The organism is Pseudomonas sp. 8209 (genome assembly GCF_028682105.1).
GTDB lineage: Bacteria > Pseudomonadota > Gammaproteobacteria > Pseudomonadales > Pseudomonadaceae > Aquipseudomonas > Aquipseudomonas palmensis.
The window spans coordinates 511,439-530,469 of sequence record NZ_JANIAH010000001.1 but is presented as its reverse complement, the minus strand read 5'-3'; the positions used below and the strand labels follow the sequence as shown (position 1 = coordinate 530,469).

General features: G+C 67.0%; 21 protein-coding genes and 1 pseudogene. 9 read left to right on the top strand and 13 right to left on the bottom strand.

Annotation, left to right across the window (positions count from 1 at the left end; translation table 11 throughout):
* Positions 1-92 precede the first annotated feature (92 nt).
* Together NP552_RS02340 and NP552_RS02335 are read left to right on the top strand one after the other, a co-directional pair.
* Entirely contained in the window at positions 93-707 is a 615-nt protein-coding gene (locus NP552_RS02340; RefSeq protein WP_210015377.1) for a hypothetical protein, read from the top strand.
* A complete protein-coding gene (locus tag NP552_RS02335; RefSeq protein ID WP_210015376.1) occupies positions 700-1,500 on the top strand; it encodes an aminoglycoside phosphotransferase family protein in 801 nt (266 codons plus the stop codon). Before NP552_RS02340 ends, NP552_RS02335 begins: the two co-directional genes overlap by 8 nt.
* On the opposite strand, the gene NP552_RS02330 is transcribed toward NP552_RS02335, so the two are convergent.
* On the bottom strand, positions 1,488-1,811 hold the full coding sequence (locus NP552_RS02330) for a hypothetical protein (RefSeq protein WP_274096361.1): 324 nt from the start codon (positions 1,809-1,811) through the stop codon (positions 1,488-1,490). The two genes, NP552_RS02335 and NP552_RS02330, sit on opposite strands and share 13 nt — an antisense overlap.
* Before the next feature lie 130 nt (positions 1,812-1,941).
* Positions 1,942-2,394, bottom strand: a complete 453-nt coding sequence (gene soxR, locus NP552_RS02325) for a redox-sensitive transcriptional activator SoxR (RefSeq protein ID WP_058540094.1) — start codon at positions 2,392-2,394, stop codon at positions 1,942-1,944.
* Between the two features lie 155 nt (positions 2,395-2,549).
* On the opposite strand from soxR, the gene NP552_RS02320 reads away from it, so the two are divergent.
* The 4 genes from NP552_RS02320 to NP552_RS02305 are packed head-to-tail and all read left to right on the top strand — an operon-like array spanning position 2,550 to position 8,677.
* Entirely contained in the window at positions 2,550-3,647 is a 1,098-nt protein-coding gene (locus NP552_RS02320) for an efflux RND transporter periplasmic adaptor subunit (RefSeq protein ID WP_078480324.1), read from the top strand.
* Entirely contained in the window at positions 3,644-6,745 is a 3,102-nt protein-coding gene (locus NP552_RS02315) for a MexW/MexI family multidrug efflux RND transporter permease subunit (RefSeq protein WP_088514989.1), read from the top strand. The genes NP552_RS02320 and NP552_RS02315 overlap by 4 nt, the downstream gene beginning before the upstream one ends.
* Entirely contained in the window at positions 6,742-8,178 is a 1,437-nt protein-coding gene (locus tag NP552_RS02310; RefSeq protein WP_213605686.1) for an efflux transporter outer membrane subunit, read from the top strand. Before NP552_RS02315 ends, NP552_RS02310 begins: the two co-directional genes overlap by 4 nt.
* Positions 8,179-8,191: 13 nt before the next feature.
* Entirely contained in the window at positions 8,192-8,677 is a 486-nt protein-coding gene (locus tag NP552_RS02305) for a DUF2165 family protein (protein ID WP_123752552.1), read from the top strand.
* 48 nt (positions 8,678-8,725) lie between these two features.
* Here the strand turns inward: NP552_RS02305 and NP552_RS02300 are convergent, their stop codons facing one another.
* Positions 8,726-9,313, bottom strand: coding sequence for a TetR/AcrR family transcriptional regulator (locus NP552_RS02300; protein ID WP_274096359.1), 588 nt, complete (start codon positions 9,311-9,313; stop codon positions 8,726-8,728).
* A 137-nt stretch (positions 9,314-9,450) separates the two neighbouring features.
* Between NP552_RS02300 and NP552_RS02295 the strand changes: the two genes are divergently transcribed.
* Complete coding sequence (locus NP552_RS02295) at positions 9,451-10,656, top strand: MFS transporter (RefSeq protein ID WP_274096358.1); 1,206 nt, start codon at positions 9,451-9,453, stop codon at positions 10,654-10,656.
* A gap of 1 nt (position 10,657) precedes the next feature.
* Here the strand turns inward: NP552_RS02295 and NP552_RS02290 are convergent, their stop codons facing one another.
* From NP552_RS02290 to NP552_RS02260, 7 genes and pseudogenes are all read right to left on the bottom strand, one after another.
* Entirely contained in the window at positions 10,658-11,182 is a 525-nt protein-coding gene (locus tag NP552_RS02290) for a M15 family metallopeptidase (RefSeq protein WP_274096357.1), read from the bottom strand.
* Positions 11,183-11,279: 97 nt separating this feature from the next.
* Complete coding sequence (locus NP552_RS02285) at positions 11,280-11,576, bottom strand: hypothetical protein (RefSeq protein WP_088514983.1); 297 nt, start codon at positions 11,574-11,576, stop codon at positions 11,280-11,282.
* A 174-nt stretch (positions 11,577-11,750) separates the two neighbouring features.
* Positions 11,751-12,332 (bottom strand): hypothetical protein, encoded by a 582-nt coding sequence (locus NP552_RS02280; protein WP_100632819.1) that lies wholly within the window; start codon positions 12,330-12,332, stop codon positions 11,751-11,753.
* Between the two features lie 100 nt (positions 12,333-12,432).
* Positions 12,433-12,951 (bottom strand): GrpB family protein, encoded by a 519-nt coding sequence (locus NP552_RS02275; protein ID WP_054914616.1) that lies wholly within the window; start codon positions 12,949-12,951, stop codon positions 12,433-12,435.
* Positions 12,952-12,970: 19 nt separating this feature from the next.
* Positions 12,971-13,594: an SMI1/KNR4 family protein gene (locus NP552_RS02270; protein WP_054914615.1), complete on the bottom strand. Its 624-nt coding sequence runs from the start codon at positions 13,592-13,594 to the stop codon at positions 12,971-12,973.
* Positions 13,595-13,684: 90 nt separating this feature from the next.
* The gene (locus NP552_RS02265) at positions 13,685-13,984 is read right to left on the bottom strand and encodes a nuclear transport factor 2 family protein (protein WP_255001320.1); all 300 of its coding nucleotides are present in this window, start codon (positions 13,982-13,984) and stop codon (positions 13,685-13,687) included.
* Positions 13,985-14,053: 69 nt separating this feature from the next.
* Positions 14,054-14,596 (bottom strand): annotated as a pseudogene (locus NP552_RS02260) (GNAT family N-acetyltransferase); the annotation flags it as partial.
* Positions 14,597-14,780: 184 nt separating this feature from the next.
* Between NP552_RS02260 and NP552_RS02255 the strand changes: the two are divergent.
* Positions 14,781-15,380 carry a DMP19 family protein gene (locus tag NP552_RS02255; RefSeq protein ID WP_274096356.1) on the top strand — a complete coding sequence of 200 codons (600 nt, stop codon included), beginning with the start codon at positions 14,781-14,783 and terminating at the stop codon, positions 15,378-15,380.
* Between the two features lie 35 nt (positions 15,381-15,415).
* Here the strand turns inward: NP552_RS02255 and NP552_RS02250 are convergent, their stop codons facing one another.
* From NP552_RS02250 to NP552_RS02240, 3 genes are all read right to left on the bottom strand, one after another.
* Positions 15,416-15,937 carry a GNAT family N-acetyltransferase gene (locus NP552_RS02250; RefSeq protein WP_043861419.1) on the bottom strand — a complete coding sequence of 174 codons (522 nt, stop codon included), beginning with the start codon at positions 15,935-15,937 and terminating at the stop codon, positions 15,416-15,418.
* Between the two features lie 31 nt (positions 15,938-15,968).
* Entirely contained in the window at positions 15,969-17,147 is a 1,179-nt protein-coding gene (locus NP552_RS02245) for a GGDEF domain-containing protein (RefSeq protein ID WP_274096355.1), read from the bottom strand.
* A 137-nt stretch (positions 17,148-17,284) separates the two neighbouring features.
* Complete coding sequence (locus tag NP552_RS02240; protein WP_253087135.1) at positions 17,285-17,686, bottom strand: GFA family protein; 402 nt, start codon at positions 17,684-17,686, stop codon at positions 17,285-17,287.
* A 106-nt stretch (positions 17,687-17,792) separates the two neighbouring features.
* On the opposite strand from NP552_RS02240, the gene NP552_RS02235 reads away from it, so the two are divergent.
* Positions 17,793-19,025 (top strand): M20/M25/M40 family metallo-hydrolase, encoded by a 1,233-nt coding sequence (locus NP552_RS02235; protein ID WP_274096354.1) that lies wholly within the window; start codon positions 17,793-17,795, stop codon positions 19,023-19,025.
* The last annotated feature ends 6 nt before the right edge of the window (positions 19,026-19,031 follow it).

Here is a 19,031-nt window from a genome sequence, read left to right as displayed (position 1 = left end):
GCACCTGTGTATTGCACACGCTCGGCGGCTTGTATGATGTCGGCCGGTTTTGGGCTTTGCAGCAAGCCCTGTTCAACGGAGTGGCAGTTGCAATGATTGTGGTAGTCGAAGGTATCAGCGCCAGTGGCAAGACCACCTGGTGCACAAGTCACGCCGAGCAACAGTTGATTGCCGAAAACGGGCGTTTTGAGAACGAGCCCGATCGCGCGGCAGATCCGCTCGGGGCGGCTGGGTTCTGGGCCGAACGCAACGTCGATCGCTGGCAGGCGGCGCTGGCCATGGAGCAGCGCCGTTCGCGGGCCGTATGCGACAGCGACCCGCTCAAGCTGCATTACATCTGGAGCCTGTGGCAGATCGGCGAGGCCAGTGAGCGCGACTGGCAGGTGGAACTGGACGCCACCCGCCAGACCTTCGCTCAAGGGCGCATCGGCTTTGCCGACGCCTACCTGGTTGCGCGCATCGACCCACAGCTGGCACGGGAGCGGGCCCGGGCCGACAGCACGCGTCGGCGCAGCAGGTTCGAGCTGCACGTGCGCCTGCAGGAAGCAGTGCTGAACTGGTACGGCGCCATCGAGCAGGTGCTGCCCGGCAGGGTGCAATTCGGTTTGCCCGCGCAGTTGCCCACGTTGCAGCGCCTGGAAGGGCGCTATGCGCTGGAGGCCTTTGACCAGATGATCGCCTCGCTACCCAGGCCACGGCATGTTTGACGACTATCTCAAGCGCTGGCAACTGACTGTTGATGGCGAGCCGTTCGACTCGCTGAACGGCACCCTGCTGCCGGTGCGCCAGCAGGGCAGGCCAGCGATGCTGAAGATTTCGCACGTTGCCGAAGAACAGGCGGGCAGCCTGCTCATGGCGTGGTGGCAGGGCGAGGGGGCAGCGCCGGTACTGGCTCACGACGGCCAAGCCCTTCTTATGGTGCGCGCGCAAGGTACGGATGCACTGACGCAGATGGTCAAGGACGGGCACGACGAGCAGGCCACGCGCATTCTTTGCGCGGTTGCCGCCCGCCTGCACGCACCGCGCGCCACGCCCATGCCCGCTCTGGTGCCACTGGAGCAGTGGTTCGAGGGGTTGTGGCACGGGGCCGACAGGCACGGCGGTCTTCTGCTGCACTGCGCCAGCACCGCCCGCGAACTGCTGGCCGCGCCGCGCGATGTGGGGGTACTGCATGGCGACATCCACCACGGCAACGTGCTCGATTTCGGCGCAGCCGGCTGGCTCGCCATCGACCCCAAGGGGCTGTATGGCGAGCGGGGCTTCGATTACGCGAACATTTTCTGCAATCCCGATGGTGAGCAGGCGCTGGTACCGGGGCGCTTCGCGCACCGGGTCGAGATCGTCGCCAAGGCCAGCGGCATGGAACCTCGTCGGTTGTTGCAGTGGGTGCTCGCGTGGACGGGCCTGTCGGTCAGCTGGCTGCTCGAAGACCATCAACCGCCGGGCGGCACCCTTGAGGTGGCGAAACTGGCCGCAGCGGGGCTTGGTTATATGGAGTGACTGCGCTCCATATGGATCGATTGATGGAGCGCTGTCGCTCCGTTTGAAACCACAGGCGTGCAGGTGGGCTGCTGCTGGCCGACGATCGTGCGCGATGCATCAGCCAGATCGCGTTTGCAGGTTTTGCTGGCGCTGCGCGCCAGTTCGCGGGCAAGGCCCGCTCCTACGCCCTTCGGGCAGAAGCCACAGGGCTGTAGGAGCCAGCATTGCTGGCGAACGAGCGCGAAGCGGTCGCAGAACCTGCGTGTGCGATGCATCAGCCAGATCGCGTTCGCAGGTTTTGCTGGCGCTGCGCGCCAGTTCGCGGGCAAGGCCCGCTCCTACGCCCTTCGGGCAGAAGCCCCAGGGCTGTAGGAGCCAGCATTGCTGGCGAACGAGCGCGAAGCGGTCGCAGAACCTGCGTGCACGGTGCATCAGCCACACCACCCGCAACCCTTGCGCCTACCCCCCGGCAGCCCCTTCCAGAATCCTCGGCCCCGGTCCATCCTGCCCCAGCGCATCCCCCGGGTTGCGCAACGGGCAATCATCCAGCGACAGGCAGCCACAACCGATGCAGTTGTCCAGGCTGTCTCTCAATGCCTCCAGCGTCCGGATGCGCGCATTCAGGTTCTCGCGCCAGGCCGATGACATCTCACCCCACTGCGCCGCCGTCAATTTGCTGTTGGGTGGGTAGCGGCTCATCGCGTGCTTGATCTCTTCCAGCGGAATCCCGGTGCGCTGCGCCACCTTGATGATCGCGATGCTGCGCAGCACCAACGCTGGAAATCGCCGCTGGTTGCCGGCATTGCGCGTGCTGGCGATCAACCCCTTGGACTCGTAGAAGTGCAAGGTGGAAATCGGCACGCCACTGCGCCTGGCCACCTCGCCGATGGTGAGCGAGCGCGCACCATCCATCGTCTTTTCTGCCGCCACGTGTGTTGACCTCAAGTTAAGTTGAGGTTTTATAGTCCGGCCCGATCTTTCCTGCAACCGCTTTGCCGTGCCGATGCCAGCCGTCGGCACGGGATGCGCTGTGCAGCGAACACACCACACCGATGAGCGGAGCAAAGATGGGCAAGAGGATGCTGTTGGGAGGGGGCGCCGCTGTTGTGTGCGTGCTGGCCGTCGTCATGCTGCTGACCAGAAAGGACTCGACGGCGCACGCCACTGCGGCGTGGCCGGTGACCAAGGTCGCGCTGGCCACCGTCACCTCGCGTGAGGCGCCCCGCCAGACCTTCGCGGCCGGCGAGCTGGAAGCCGCCCACCAGGTGCAGGTGGCCGCGGAAACCACCGGGCGCATCACGCGCATCGCCTTCGAGTCGGGGCAAAGGGTCAAGGCCGGGCAACTGCTGGTGCAGCTCAACGATGCCCCCGAGCAGGCCGACAGGGTGCGCCTGAGCGCACAGCTGCGCAATGCCCGCACCCTGCATCAGCGCATCGGCAAGCTGCGCACCGCCAATGTCACTACCCAGGAGCAACTCGACAACGCCACCGCCGCCGTGCAGATGGCCGAGGGCGAACTGCAGCAGGTCGATGCACGGATTGCGCAGAAGGCGATCCGGGCCCCCTTTGCCGGCAAGCTGGGCATCCGTCGCGTGCATCAAGGCCAGTACCTGAATGCCGGTGACGCCGTGGCCAGCCTGGTGGACGCCACGCAACTGCGGGTGAACTTCTCGCTGGCCGAGCATGCCGCCCCGGGCTTGCAGGTGGGGCAGACCGCAGCCCTGGCGGTGGATGCACTGCCGCAAAAGACCTTTGCGGCGCGCATCAACGCCATCGACCCGATGGTGGGCAAGGCGCGCGCAGTATGGGTGCAGGCCACCCTGGCCAACCCGGACGGGCAGTTGCAGGCCGGCATGTACGCCAGCGTGCAGCTCGCGGCGGCGCAGCCGACCCGGGTGATGGCCGTGCCGGAAACCGCCATCACCTATACCGCCTACGGCCAGACCGTGTTCATTGCCACCCACGACCCGGAACGCGGCCTGAGCGTGCACCGCGTGCAGGTGACCACCGGCGAGCGCTGGAAGGGCCAGGTGGAAGTCACCTCCGGGCTCAAGGCGGGCGACCGCGTGGTGGTCTCGGGCCAGCTCAAGCTCAGTGACGGCATGCAGGTGGAGCAGGTGGCCAATGACACGCTGCACAACGCCGACGGGGGCGACGCCTCATGAGGTTCACCGACAGTTTTGTGCGTCGCCCGGTGCTGGCCCTGGTGGTCAGCAGCCTGATCGTGCTGGCCGGCCTGTTCGCCCTGGGCAAGCTGCCCATCCGCCAGTACCCGTTGCTGGAAACCGCCACCATTACCGTCAGCACCGAATACCCGGGTGCATCGGCCGAACTGATGCAGGGCTTCGTGACCCAGCCGATCACCCAGGCGGTGTCGTCGGTGGAAGGCATCGACTACCTGTCTTCGTCGTCGGTGCAGGGCCGCAGCCTGGTGACCCTGCGCATGGAGCTGAACCGCGACTCGACCCAGGCGCTGAGCGAGACCATGGCCAAGGTCAACCAGGTGCGCTACCGCCTGCCGGACAAGGCCTACGACCCGGTGGTCGAGCTGTCGGCCGGGGATTCCACCGCCGTGGCCTATGTGGGTTTTGCCAGCGACACGCTGTCGATTCCCGAACTCAGCGACTACCTGTCGCGAGTGGTCGAGCCGCAGCTTTCCGGCATCGACGGCGTGGCCAAGATCCAGACCTTCGGTGGCCAGACCCTGGCCATGCGCCTGTGGCTGGACAGCGAACGCATGGCCGGGCGCGGCGTGACCGCCGCCGAGGTGGCCGATGCCGTGCGCAGCAACAACTACCAGGCCACGCCCGGGCAGGTACGCGGCCAGTTCGTGCTGGCCGACATACGCATCGATACCGACCTGACCAGTGTCGAGGCCTTTCGCGACCTGGTGATTCGCAATGACGGCACGGCGCTGGTGCGCCTGCGCGATGTGGGCACGGTCGAACTGGGCGCCGCGGCCACCCAGACCAGCGCCACCATGGATGGCCGCCCGGCGGTGCACCTGGGCCTGTTCCCGACGCCTGCGGGCAACCCGCTGGTGATCGTCGACGGCATTCGCAAGCTGCTGCCACAGATCCAGCAGACCCTGCCGCCAGGGGTCAACGTGGCGCTGGCCTACGAGACTGCACGCTTTATCGAGGCCTCGATCCAGGAAGTGCTGCACACGCTGGTCGAGGCGATCGTGATCGTGGTGCTGGTGATCTGGCTGTGCCTGGGCTCGTTGCGCAGCGTGGCCATCCCGGTGCTGGCGATCCCGCTGTCGATGCTCGGCGCGGCCGGGCTGATGCTGGCGTTCGGCTTCAGCCTCAACCTGCTGACCCTGCTGGCGATGGTGCTGGCCATCGGGCTGGTGGTGGACGACGCGATCGTGGTGGTGGAGAACGTGCACCGCCATATCGAGGAGGGCCAGACGCCGGTGGCCGCCGCGCTGGTCGGTGCCCGCGAGATCGCCGGGCCGGTGATCGCCATGACCCTCACGCTGGCCGCCGTGTATGCCCCTATCGGCCTGATCGGCGGGCTCACCGGCACGCTGTTTCGCGAGTTCGCCCTGACCCTGGCCGGGGCGGTGATCGTCTCGGGGGTGGTGGCCCTGACCCTGTCGCCGGTGATGAGCTCGCTGCTGCTCAAGCCCGGCCAGCAGGAGGGGCGCATGGCCAGGCTTGCCGAGAAGGTGTTCGGCGGGCTGGCCAGCGCCTACGGGCGGGCACTGGCGCACTCGCTGTCGCGTCGCTGGGTCAGCGGCGGCGTCGCCTTGCTGGTGTGCCTGAGCCTGCCGTGGCTGTACCTGCAGCCGCAACGCGAGCTGGCGCCACCCGAGGACCAGGCCGCCGTGCTCACCGCCATCAAGTCGCCGCAGTACGCCAGCCTCGACTATGCCGAGCGCTTCGCCAGCAAGCTCGACCAGGTGATGCACAGCCTGCCGGAAACCACCGACACCTGGATCATCAACGGCACCGACGGGCCGGCCAGCAGCTTCGGCGGTATCAACCTCAGCCTGTGGCAGGCCCGCGAGCGCTCGGCCGATCAGGTCCAGGCCGACCTGCAGCAGGCCGTGAGCGAAGTGGAGGGCAGCAGCATCTTTGCCTTCCAGGTGGCCTCGCTGCCAGGCTCCAGCGGTGGCTTGCCGGTGCAGATGGTGCTGCGCAGCGCGCAGGACTACCCGGTGCTGTACCAGACCATGGAAACCCTCAAGCAGCGTGCCCGCGACAGCGGCCTGTTCGCGGTGGTGGACAGCGACCTGGACTACAACAACCCGGTGGTCAAGGTGACGGTCGACCGCGCCAAGGCCGCCAGCCTGGGCATCGGCATGCAGGCCCTCGGCGACTCCCTGGCCGTGCTGGTGGGCGAGCAGTACATCAACCGCTTCGCGCTGTATGGCCGCTCGTATGACGTGATCCCGCAGAGCACCCAGGATCAGCGCCTGACGCCCCAGGCCCTCGAGCGCCAGTATGTGCGCAGCGAAGCGGGGCAACTGGTGCCGTTGTCTGCCGTGGTGCGGCTGCAGATGACGGTCGAGCCCAACCGGCTGCTGCAGTTCGACCAGCAGAATGCGAGCACGCTGCAGGCCATCCCGGCACCGGGGGTTTCCCAGGGGCAGGCGGTGGCGTTTCTGCAGGCGCTGGCCAGCGAACTGCCGCCGGAGTTCAGCCATGACTGGCAGTCCGAGTCGCGCCAGTATGTGCAGGAAGGCAATGCACTGGTGCTGGCGTTTCTCGCCGCGATGGTGGTCATCTACCTGGTGCTCGCGGCCCAGTACGAAAGCCTGGTGGACCCGCTGATCATCCTGGTCACCGTGCCGCTGTCGATCTGCGGCGCACTGCTGCCGCTCGCACTGGGCTGGGCCACCCTGAATATCTACACGCAGATCGGGCTGGTGACCCTGATCGGGCTGATCAGCAAGCACGGCATTCTGATGGTGGAGTTCGCCAACGAGATCCAGCTGCGCGAGAACCTCGACCGTGCCGGGGCGATCATCCGCGCCGCGCAGATTCGCCTGCGCCCGGTACTGATGACCACCGCCGCGATGACCTTCGGCGTGATGCCGCTGCTGTTCGCCAGCGGCGCCGGTGCCAACAGCCGTTTCGGCCTGGGTGTGGTCATTGTCTGCGGCATGTTGATAGGCACGCTGTTCACCTTGTTCGTGCTGCCCACGGTGTATGCCTGGCTGGCCCGTGACCATCGCGTGCACAGCCCGCGCAAGCAGCAACTGGAGGAGGCCGAGCAGGGCCTTGCGCTTGGGCACAGGGAGGCAAGGCCATGAAGGGGTTCAGCCGTTATCCGCTGTTGCTGGGCGCCGTGGCGTTGCAGGCCGCCTGTAGCGTCGGGCCGCAATATCACGCCCCCGAGGTGGCGCCCATTCATGTGGTCAGCCCGCAGGCGCAGGCCTTCGCTGCGACGCCGGTGCAGCCGACGTCAGCCTGGTGGACCTTTTTCGACGACCCGCAGCTGGAACGCCTGATCGCAACCGCCCTGGCCCACAACCACGCCATCGAGCAGGCGCGTGCCAGCCTGCTGCTGGCCCGTGCCCATGTGGATGAACAGGCGCTGGAGCGCCTGCCGACGGTGACCAGCAGCGCGAGCTACCAGCGCAGCCTGGCTCAGCAGGCCAGGCAGGGGCAGCCGCCGGCCCGCAGCCTGTCCGAATCGTGGCGGGCGGGGCTGGACCTGCAGTGGGAGCTTGACCTGTTCGGCCGCCTCGATCACCTGGAGCGCGCCGCCCAATCCCGTGCGCAGGCCTCCGCGGCCGACCTGGAGCAGGTGCAGTTGAGCATCGCGGCCCAGGTGGCCCAGGCCTACTTCGAGGCCCAGGGGCTACGCCAGCAAGGGCTGCTGGCCGAAGAAGCGGTGCGCAGCTGGCAGGAGACCGTGCAGTTGACCCAGGCGCAGTTGCACGCCGGCGCCGGCCTGCCCGAAGCGCTGGAGAGCGCGCAGAGCAACCTGCTGCTGGCGCAATCGACTGTGGCGCCACTGCGCAGCCAGTTGCAGCGGCGCCTGTACCGGCTGCAGGTGCTCACAGGCCAGCGCCCCGGCAGCTTTGCCATCGCGCTGGGTGACATGCCGCCGATGCCATTGGCGCGCCAGCTGCCACTGGGGGATGTGGATCAGCTGATCCGCAACCGGCCCGATGTGGTCCAGGCCGAACGGCTGCTGGCTGCCCGTGTGCAGGATGTGGGCGCTGCCACTGCCGACCTGTACCCACGTTTGAACCTGGGTGGGTTCATCGGCTTCTTTGCCTTGCGTGACGGCGACCTGGGCAGTGCGGCGCGGGCGTTCGAGCTGACGCCCGGCCTGACCTGGCCAGCGTTCGACCTGGGCTCGGTGCGGGCGCGCCTTCGCGGTACCCAGGCGCTGGCCCAGGGCGAGGCGGCGCACTTCGAACAGGTGCTGCTGGTGGCGGTGGAAGAGGTGGAGGGCGCAGTCACGCAGTTGGCCGAGCACCAGCGCCACCTGCTCGGCCTGGTGCAGGCGGCGCGGCATGGCGAGGCGGCGTTCGCCATCGCCCAGCAGCGCTATGGCGCAGGTTCGGGCAGCTACCTGGCGGTCAAGGACAGCCAGCGCGACCTGTTGCGTCTGCGCCAGGACATCGCGCGGGCACAGGCCGCCTCCTATGGCAACGCCGTGGACCTGTACAAGGCCCTGGCCTGGCGCGCGCCTGCCGGCAGGACGCTGAGCGCAAACACCCTGAACAACTGATGAGGACCGCTTCGTGGATACTGCAACTTCACTGCTGATGTTTCAGATGGTACTGGCCGCAGGGTTCACCCTGTGGTTGAGCATCGCCCTGGTCAACAACCTGCAGGCCTTTGCCAGTTCGGCGGCGGCCGTCGGGGGCACGCTGTCGATGGCGCCCCTGCGCCAGGCACCGGCGATCGACCTGCCCCTGTGCTCGCGGGCCATCCACTCGCCCGCCGTGCACCGGGCGGCATTGATGGTCGTCGTGCTGCTGCAGGCGGGGGCGGTGCTGGCCGCCTGGGCGGGCTGCTACCACCTGCTGCTGGGCAGCGGCCTGGACGCAGCCCGGCCCTGGTTGAACCTGGCGCTTAGCGCAGCCCTGGGCTTTCTTTTCGCCATGCTGCTCGGGGGGCTGTGGTTCGGCTACTGGATACGCCAGGAGGGCCTGCAGCTCACTCATCTGGCGCTGGTGGTGTGGGTGGTGCTTAACTTCATGGTGTTCAACCTGCAGTGGGGCTAGTGCGCCGCTGTCACCCCAATCGGGCCACCCTCGCGTGGCCTTGATGCCCTATGGTTTGGCCAGCAGCCCGCGCAGCAGCAGTTCCAGTGCGCCGGTGCTGCGCGCCAGTCGCGCATCGCCGTCATCACCCTGGGCGATCCACACCGCAGCCTCGGCCAGGCTGCCGTAGACCAGCGAGGCCAGGGCCTGCGGGTCGGCCTCGGCCACCACGCCTTGTTCGATCAACCGTTCCAGCAGTGCCTGGATCGACGCGATGCAATGGCGTTGCGCGTCCGTCGAGGTGCCCCCCAGCACGGCTGGGGCATCGCGCAGCACGATGCGCTGGTAATCCGGCTCCAGCGCCATTTCCAGATAGGCCCGGCACCGCTGGCGAAAGCCTTCCCAGGGCGTCTGGGCAGTGTCGGAGAGCGCCTGCAGGCGTGCATCCATCTCGGCGTCGATCGACGCCACCACGGCCGCCAGCAGCCCCTGCTTGTCGCCGAAGTGGTGATACAACGCGCCGCGGGTCAGCCCGGCCTGGGCGGTCAGGTCATCCATCGAGGTATCGGCATAGCCGCGTTCGCTGAACACGCTGCGGGCGGTGGCGATCAAGGTGGCGCGGGTTTCTTCCATTTCGGCACGGGTGCGGCGAGCCATGGGCGTGTCTCCTTACATACGGTGCGTATGATTATTTACATTCGGTGCGTATGAATATACGCTTTTTATACATACATTCCGTATGTAACTTGTCGCGCTGCCGTGTCAGCGGCCAATTCACCGCCCTGGAGCATCAGATGGCCAACCCTTATCGAGACCTTTTTGCCGCGCCGGGCGCCCTGGGCTTTGCCCTGGCCGGGCTGCTGGCGCGTACCGCACTGCCGATGACAGGCATCGGCATCATCACCTTGCTGTCGCAATTGCGTGGCAGCTACGCACTGGCCGGGGCAGTGGCGGCGGCCTTCGTGCTGAGCTATGCGCTGTTGTCGCCACAGGTATCGCGCCTGGTGGATCGCCTCGGGCAACGCCGCGTGTTGCCTGCGGCCACCGCCATCAGCCTCCTCGGCCTGCTGCTGGTGCTGGCCAGCACCTGGCAACGGGCTGGCGACTGGGCGCTGTTCATCGGGGCGGTGCTGGCAGGGTGCATGCCGAGCGTGTCGGCGATGGTGCGCGCGCGCTGGACGGCCCTGTACCGTGGCCAGCCGCAGTTGCAGACGGCGTATTCGCTGGAGACGGTGTTCGATGAGGTCAGCTTCATTGCCGGGCCGCCGCTGTCGGTGGGCCTGGCGGTGGTGGTACTGCCCCAGGCGGGCCTGCTTGCGGCCGCACTGTTGCTGGTGCTGGGTGTGTTCGCCCTGGTCGTCCAGCGCAGTACCGAGCCGCCGATCCAGCCCCGGGAAGCTGCCGGGGATCGTTCGGGCTCGGTGATCCGCCTGGCCAACGTGCGCCTGCTGACCCTGCTGATGGTGGCGATGGGCATGATCGTCGGCACCGTGGATATCGTCAGCGTGGCCTTTGCCGAGCAACGCGGCCAGCCGGCGGCGGCCAGCCTGGTGCTGTCGGCCTATGCCGTGGGGTCGTGCGTGGCGGGGCTGCTGTTCGGTGCGCTCAAGCTGCAGGTGCCCTTGCCGCGCCTGCTGTTGCTGGGTGGGCTGGCAACCGCTGCCACGACCCTGCCGCTGTTGCTGGTCGCCAGCCTGCCGGGCCTGGGTGTGGCGGTGCTGGTGGCGGGGCTGTTCTTTGCGCCGACCCTGATCGTGGCCATGACCCTGGTCGAGCGGCTGGTGCCCGAACATCGTCTGACCGAGGGCATGACCTGGCTGCTGGCCGGCTTGAACATCGGTGTGGCCGTGGGGGCGGCGGTATCGGGGCCGGTGGTGGATGGCAGCGGTGCACGGGCCGGCTTCGGTGTGGCGCTGGTGGCCGGTGCCCTGGTGCTGCTGGTGGCTGTGTGGGCCCACCGGCGCCTGGTTGCACGGGCGGCGACGTCGCAGCCCGCCTGAATCAGCTGGCTACATGGCGCCAGTGCCAGGGCTCATACACGTAGCCTGCGCCATTGTCGGGCGGGTACGACAGCTCGAAGCCATAGGTCGCTGCGTTGCGGGTCAACCATCTGAATGCCGGTGTCGCTTCGAATTCGGGCTCCAGGTCGGTGCAGCCGGGGGTGCCTATGTCGACGGCACGCCCGGTGTGATGCTCGCTGAAGAACGGCGGGGCCGAGACCGCAAGGATCTGCTCGATGCTCTGCCCCTTGTCCAGCTTGCGCTGGATGATGCTCTTCTGCCGTTCGACGCTTCTGAAGGCCGACACCAGGTAAAGCGCCACGCCCTCGGCACCGGCAGCCGCTTTCAACTGGCGCCAGGCCTGAGCGCCCACGGCGATCAGTTCGTGCTTTCGGTTGTCCTGGCCGGTCTCGGCCCACTGCAGCAGGCTGGCTTCGACGAACTCCTGCAGATGGCGCTCGATCACCGCGTTCAACGGTATGCCGAGCTGTTCGAGCATCTGCAATGCGGCGGGGGAGTAGGGCATGGGGCTGACCTGGGCAGTGGGTATCAATCCAGCCTAGCAGTGAAGACGTGGTGCGATGGGGCGTCGTCCGTTCAAACAGGTTCGCCTTGCCGATGCGTTACTGGCCCTTGCACTGGGCCAGTACCACCTGGCAGGTCCTGGGCGTGCCACCGGAGCGGCTGGCGTAGCGCATGCAGTTGTCCATGGATTTCTTGCGGGCCTGGCCCAGGGTCGAGCCCCAGGCCAGGCCGCCTTCGCCAGTGCTGGGCACCGCCTTTGCGTAGCAGTTGGAACCCTGGGCGGCATAGCGATTGGCGGCCGTCTTGCCGGCGCAGCCGCCGGTCAGCAGCAGGGCGAATGCAAGCAGGCAGGGCAGGCCCCATGACAAGCGGCCAGGCACTGTTTTTGCGTTCATCCCGGTTCCCCTGTGCAACGGTCAAGCGACGTGAAAAAGGGGGGTGTTCCAATGGAATACCCGTGGCAGGCGCGGCTGGCCATCGGGTGGTGGGCGGTGCGTTCCTGGCCGGGGAAATCCGGCCGGGAACGGCGCGCCAGAGCCGTTCGAGTCAGTCGACTCGGCGAGCATACCTCACGGGCGCGAGGTTTTCACGGTCAGCACTTCGGTGTACACCACGTCGACCGTCTGGCCGACCTTGAGGTTCTTCATGCGCGCCTGCAGTTCGGGGTCCTCGACCTTCACCACCTTCACCTTGCCCTGGGGCGGCAGCAGGGTCACTTCATGGGCGTCGAGGTCGATGGCGGTGATCTTGGAGGTGACGCGCACCTGGCGGAAAGCTTCGCCGCCCGGGTTGGGGTTGTCCTTGGTGGCGCGCACGGTGCCGGCCTCGTCGGTGACCTTCGGCGCGCCGCCCTCACTGGTGTTGAGCACATAGGCCACGGCACGGGTCACCGTGATGTCGACCTTGTCGCCCACCTTCAGGTTGTGCAGGTCCTTTGCCTGGTCGCTTAGCTGGATAGGCACCTGGCTGTTGTTCGGGCCTTCGATCGTGACCCGGTAGTTGCCCGGGTCCACGGCCAGCACCTGGGTGCTGATGTGGTCTTGCAGTGCTTCGCTGCCCAGCGGCAGTTCGGCGGCGTGGGCCGCAAAGCTGGCAGTGGTCATGAGTGAGGCGAGGGCAACGGCGTGGGCGAGGGAGCGAATCGATTTCATAAGCCTGCATTCCATGTAATGGCTGAATGAGCGGAACAACGCATGACGCAACGTGCGTGGATCACGCGCAAAGCATAGCCACTGATTGCGGATATGCCCGTTAGACGCCGCCCTGCGACGGCACCTGGCCACGCATCGCGGCCTCGATGAATGGCGCCTTGCCGGCCAGGTACTCGCCGATACCGTCACGATTGGTTGCTTCAAGCTCAAGCTTCAACGCCTGGTAGCGCTGGCGAAGGTCGTCATCGCTGCGCAGCAGGTCGCGAAAGCGCAGCATCCAGGCAATCTGTGGGTGGCCCTGGGCACACACGTGCACCTTGTGGGTACGGATACCGTCGACATCACGACGGTAGAAGTGGTGGCCCGGCGACAGGTCGGAGCCGCGCACGTACCCCAGAGCCTGCATGTGGGCGTGGCGTGCTGCGGTTTCCCGATGCGCCTGGACCACCACCAGCACGTCGATCTCCGGCTTGGCGGCAAGGCCGGGTACGCCCGTGCTGCCCACATGATGGATGTCGATCAGTTCACTGCCAAAACCCTGGGCGATGCCTGCCCTGGCGGCCAGGTAGCGCTCGGGCCATTGGTTGTCGTAGGGGCGGATCTGACTGGTCAGCTTCATTGCGGTGTTTCCCTGGGAGTCATATTGGCCAGTCGCTTACCCGTGCGTTCCAGCGCTCACGGTGGCGTTCGCGCCAGCCGCGGCTGCCGGAATCGAGCCAGGCGAGGGTGGCCTGCACACTGTCCTGGCTGATGATGAAGCTGTCGATATGGTTGACGATGGTCTCTTCGGCCACATGCAGCAGGGCCAGGTAGTCGTTGAAACTTTCGGCCAGCACCACGTATTCGTCGCCTTGCTGGCGGCGGCCGGTCCAGGCGGGCAGGGCGGCGACCATCGCGGCCACCTGCTGGCGCCCCTCGCGCAGGTCCAGCAGCAACAGGCTGGCGCCGCCGTCACGCCCGATCGGCAGCAGGCCGTGGGCAGGGTAGCCAGGGCGCTGGCGTGCGCGTTCCAGCTCGTAGGGGTTCGACTCCCATTCGCCGTCCAGGTCCAGCCCGTACAGCGAGAAGCTCATCAGCTCGCGTTCGCCGCTGGCCAGGGTGACCGCCACGTCGTACTCGAGGTAGGCGCCGTTGCAGGTCGTGAGAAATTCACGGTAGTCAGCCGGCAGGGGCGCGCCAAGGCTGGCCTCCAGCTGTGCAAGCGCAGCGTCGCTGGCGCCTTGCCGGGTGTCTTCGAGCATCAGCCCGCGGTAATCGGTCATCGAGGTGGCTCGCTGTACAGGGGCGGCAGATGATGCCGCGCATGGGCGCCGCAGGCAAACGGCGCGGGTGGGGCCGCACCGTTTGCGGCATTACGCGGCCGGGGTGCCTTGATGAAAGGTCATCTGCCAATGGCCATCGAGCCTGCGCCATACCGAGCTGCGCAGCGACGCGGTGTCGCTGTGGCAGGTATAGGTCACCAGCGCAACGTCCGGCGCCAGGGGGCGTACCTGAAAATCGCTGATCGTGCGCACCCTGAATGCCTGGACGGGCAGGCTGGAGAGCACATCCGCCTTGTGCCAGGCCTTGCCGCTGGCGCCAATCTCCATGAAGTCATCGGCCAGCAGCGTCGACAGCAAGGCCGTGTTGCTGCGTACGTCCTGCTGCAGCAGGCGTTGCTCCAGGTAGTGCAGGGTGGCTTCCAGCTCGCCAGCGGGTTGCGTTGCGGGGCTGGCGTCGCCGCGGCGCTTGCGCCATTCATCCTGCGTCAGCTCCCAGGTTTCCTGGGGCATCGGCCCACTGACGAAATTGCCGGGCTGCACGTGCAGCAGGTGCATGCCCTCGCGCAGCGATATGCGCCGTGACGCCAGGTTGCTCACGGCCTTGGGCACCTGCAGGGTCGGGCGATTCAAGGTGTCGAACCAGAAGCGGTTGATCACCTCGCACACCTCGCGCATGTAGCCCTTGCCTTGCCACTGCGGCGCCAGCCAGAAACCGCGGTGGTTGCCGGGGGTATCGTGCAGCGACACGCTGCCGATGCACTGCAGCGGGTTCTGCACCAGGCGGATCATCCAGTGCCATTCCTCGCCACGCGCCATGGCGGGCAGCGCCAGGTCGCGCACATACGTCAGTGCGCCGTCGTCCGGGTACGGCCAAGGCACGCGGCTGTCGAGATAACGCACCACCTCCCACTGCGGGAATAGTTGCTGGATCGCCGCAGCGTCGCTCAATTGCAGGGGCGTGAGCTGCAGGCGCGCGGTGGTGAAGGTAGGGATGCGGTTCATCTTGGCCTCGAAGCGGTAATGCATGGGGTGGGCGAGGGTGGGCAAGGTGTCGGCACCGAGGGTAAACCAAACCCATGCGCCAAGGCGATTGGATCGCGCAGGCCGGCACGCTGTAGCATGTGCGCCACGTTGGGCGCGACGCGCAAGGGGCGCGCCCTCACCACGCAATGACCATGGGGTGCGCATGAGCGACAACCAACCCTGCCGCGTCTGCGGCAACGTGATCCTGGCAAGCACCGCAGCGCGCACCGGCGGGTTGTGCATGCCCTGCAAGGGCGGCTACCGGGAGAACATCGAGAACGGCAAGCGCTACGCCCAGGAGCGCAAGCAGTACCTGGCCAGCCCGCAGGCGCTGTACTGGTCTGCGCTGGTCGACCGGGTGTTCCGCACGCCCCAGGGCTTTGCCGGGCTGGCACTGGCCGAGCAGCACTATTACGCGGTCAACGTGCTGCAGGGCGAGGTGTACAACGGCGGTTTCGACCAGTACTTCGGCAACTCCTCGGGCGATCACTACGCCAGCGCGTGCGCGGGGCTACGCGAACTCGGCGCGTTGCAGACCCTCGCGCTGCTGGAGGAGGCCAAGGGCCTGTTGTTCGGCGCCCAGGCAGTGCCTGCCGAGCAGGGCGAGCGTCAGTTGCGCATGCCCACCTATGCCGATGAGCCCGACCTGGCCTGCGAGGCCGCGCTGGATGCACTGGACAGTCGCTTCTACCTCGACCCCGACCAGCTGGAGGAGCGCCTGGTGGCGTATGCGCGGCAACAGCAGCTGTTTGCTGCCGATTAGGTTTCGGGGTCCTGTTCTGCCAGGGGCGCGCGGTGTCAGTCGTTGCGGGCCTGCACGGTATCCAGTACCAGCTCCATGCCCTGGGACATCAGCGCGCTGCCCGCGCGCAGCGGTTCGGGTGGCCCAATCGGCTTGAAGCCCAGCGCGGTGTACAGGTGCATGGCAGGGCTGTCCTGAATCGTGACCCCCAGCCGTACCCGCTGCATGTCGTGGCGGCGGGCCCAGTCCAGCGCTGCCTGCAGCAGTGCCCGTCCGGCGCCGCGCCCGCGGCAGGCCGGGTCGACCCACATCTGGAATATCTCGGCAACGCCGGGCCCTGCACCGGCCAGCTTGCACCACACCAGCCCACAGGGCGCTTCGCCCTCCAGCGCAACAAACGCACGGCCCTGGCCGGAGCTTGCCGCCGCCTGCAAGCGCGCCGACCAGTCTTCATCGGTGCGCGTGGCCTCCGAGCCGTAGGTGCTGCCGAACGCATCCGGCGAGTCCTGCAGTGACTGCAGGCGCAGGTCGCGGTACAGCGGCCAGTGCGAGGGTTCGAGTGCTGTTGTGGCGATCATGCTGCTGTTCACCTTATCCATTGGTTCGGCCTCAAGGCGTGTGCAGGGATTCGCCAGCGGCTGCGGTGCGGTCCACCACGCGAATACTGTCACGTCCACCGCGCTTGGAGGCGTAGAGCGCGCTGTCGCTTTGTTCGATCAGGGCAGTGAGGCTGCCCGGCGGCTGGTCGAACAGGTTGGCGCCGATGCTCAGGGTCACTGGCGCAGGCGTGGGGAACAGCTGCGCGGCGGCCTGCCGGAACTGCTCGCGCAAGGCGCCGCCCAGCGCCAGGATACGTTCGGTGGGGGCGTTGTTGAGCAGAATCACGAACTCATCGCCACCCAGTCGCGCCGCCAGGGCGCCGGTGGGCAGCACCGCGCGGATCATCTCGCTTAGGTCGACCAGCAGGCGGTCACCGGCGCTATGCCCGAACAGGTCGTTGACCAGCTTGAAGTTGTCGATATCAATCAGCAGCAACGCTCCGGGCCGCGTGGCCGACACGTCTTCGAGCAGGCGCGGCGCACGGACTTCCAGGGCGCGGCGGTTGTACAGGGCCGTCAGCGGGTCACGGGCGGCCAGGCGGGCGATGCGTTTTTCTCGCCGGTAGCGCTCGGTGCCGGTCATCGACAGCGCAATCAGCATGATTGCCATGGCGCCTTCCACCAGCGAGATCTGGATGATCTGGCCGCGGAACGCCGCCAGGTCGATCAGCGTGCCGGGCCCCACCGCCGTGATCGCCTTGGCCACGTAGAACAGGCCGTGCATCAGCAGCACGTAGCGCAGTTGCACCGCCCCCACGCTCAACGACTTGCCATGCGGGCGCAGCAGTGCACTGGCCTTGAGCGCCAGCAGCGCCACCAGCAGCGAGTTGACCAGCAGCATCAGCTTGGACCATTGCGGCTCCTCGGGTACCACCAGCAGCGCGAGCCATACCACGAAGACCAGGTACCAGCCCCGCGACAGCTGGGTTTGCGTGAAACGCCCGACACCCAGCAGGAACAGCCAGTGCGCCGTCACCAGCAGGCCATTGGCGAACCAGATACCGATCAGCAGCAGGCCGCTGCTGCGCAGCAGCGCGAGGGTACAGCCCACGGTGATGGTGGCGAACCCGGCGCTCCAGAACAGCAGCGAGGGTTCACGCACGCTGCGCCACTCGATCGCCAGGTACAGCGCGGCGGCCGCGGCGAGGGCGATCGTGATGGTGAGCATCGTGGGTGGGTCTAGCGCCATGGCGAGCGGGCCTGCATGAAGTGCACGGAAAGCGGCGATTGTAAGCGTTTGAATCGGTTTTTCGCAGTGCTTGCGCGAAGCGTTTCAGCCGGCTGTCGCAAACCTGGGCCAGCCTGTCGCGGGCAGTGCAAAAGACCCTATCGACCCTGTGGCCAATGGTCCTCGATTACGTACCACGGCGCCTTCGAAGCCACCTCCACATGGCGCTGCCTGTCGAACGTCAGGGGTGAGTCCAGGGTGCCCAGCGCAACCGAGATCCAGTCGGCATGGTCCCCCTGTGAGCGCGACCAGAACAGCGATGAACCGCAGTCGCCACAGAACTGGCGCGCCACCGACTCGGACGATGCGTACGACTTGAGCCGCTCGCCTCCCTGCAGCAGTTGCAGGTCGTCGCGCCTGACGCTGGCGTAGCTGGCGAACGCCGCCCCGTGGCCCTTGCGGCACTGGCTGCAATGGCAGTGCGAAACCGCCTTGAGGGGCGCGCTGAGCTGATAACGGATGGCGCCGCACAGGCAGCTGCCCTGGTACTGGTGTGTCATGGAAGGTCCAACCCGGTTGCTCGCAATACAGGGCCGACAGTCTAAGCTGATCCCTTGCCCGTCATGCAACACACCCTTTTGCCACCCTGCACCGAGGCCCCGCCCTATGCCGTTGTTTCGCCCTCCCTACGCCAGCGCCCTGGCGCTCTGCCTGTCCTTCGCCTGTACCGGCGCCATCGCTTCCCCCGCCCAGGACCTGCTGGAAAAAGCCAAGGCCGAGCAGTCGAGCTACCTGGATACCCTCAAAACCCTGGTATCGGTGGACACCGGTACCGGCACCCAGCAAGGCCTCACCGACATCGGCGCATTGCTGGTCAAGCGCCTGGAAGCCCTGGGCGCCACGGTGCAGACCAGCGCCGCCACGCCCTCGGTGGGCAACAACATCGTCGGCACCTTCAAGGGCAGCGGCAGCAAGCGCTTCATGCTGATGGTGCATTACGACACCGTGTTCGGCCCCGGCACCGCCGCCAGGCGCCCGTTTCTCATCGAGGGCGAGCGTGCCTATGGCCCCGGGGTGGCCGACGCGAAGGGCGGGGTGGCGATGATCCTGCATGCGATCAAGCTGCTGCAGGATGTGCGCTTCAACGATTACGCCACCCTGACCGTGCTGTTCAACCCCGATGAAGAAATGGGCTCGCTCGGCTCCCGGCAGATCATTGCTGAGCTTGCGCGCAAGCATGACTACGTCTTCTCCTACGAGCCCCCGAACAAGGACGCGGTGACGGTGGCCACCAACGGCATCAACCAGCTGCTGCTGGAAGTGCGCGGTCGCTCGGCACACGCCGGCTCCGCCCCTGAAGACGGGCGCAACGCCTTGACCGAGCTGGCGCACCAGGTGGTGCAGCTCAAGGACCTGGGCGACCCGGCCAAAGGCACCACGGTCAACTGGACCCTGGCCAAGGCCGGCGAGAAAGCCAACATCATCCCGGCGCTGGCCACCGCCGAAGCCGACATGCGCTATGCCGACCTGTCCGAAAGCGACCGCGTGCTGGCCGACGCGCAACGTATCAGCCAGGCCCGGCTCATCGCCGACACGCAGGTCACGCTGACCCTGCGCAAGGGGCGCCCGCCGCTGGCCAGAAATGAAGGCTCCGCCGCCCTGGCCAGCACTGCCCAGCAGCTGTATGGCCAGATCGATCGCAGCCTGGAACCCATCGCCATGCGTTTTGGCACCGACGCCGGCTATGCCTATGTGCCCGGCAGCGCCACGCCGGCGGTGCTCGAAACCATGGGCGTGGTCGGGGCCGGGTTGCACGCCGACGATGAATACATCGATCTGTCCAGCATCGCGCCGCGCCTGTACCTGACGGTGGCGATGATCCGGCACCTCTCGCAGTAGGCTGCA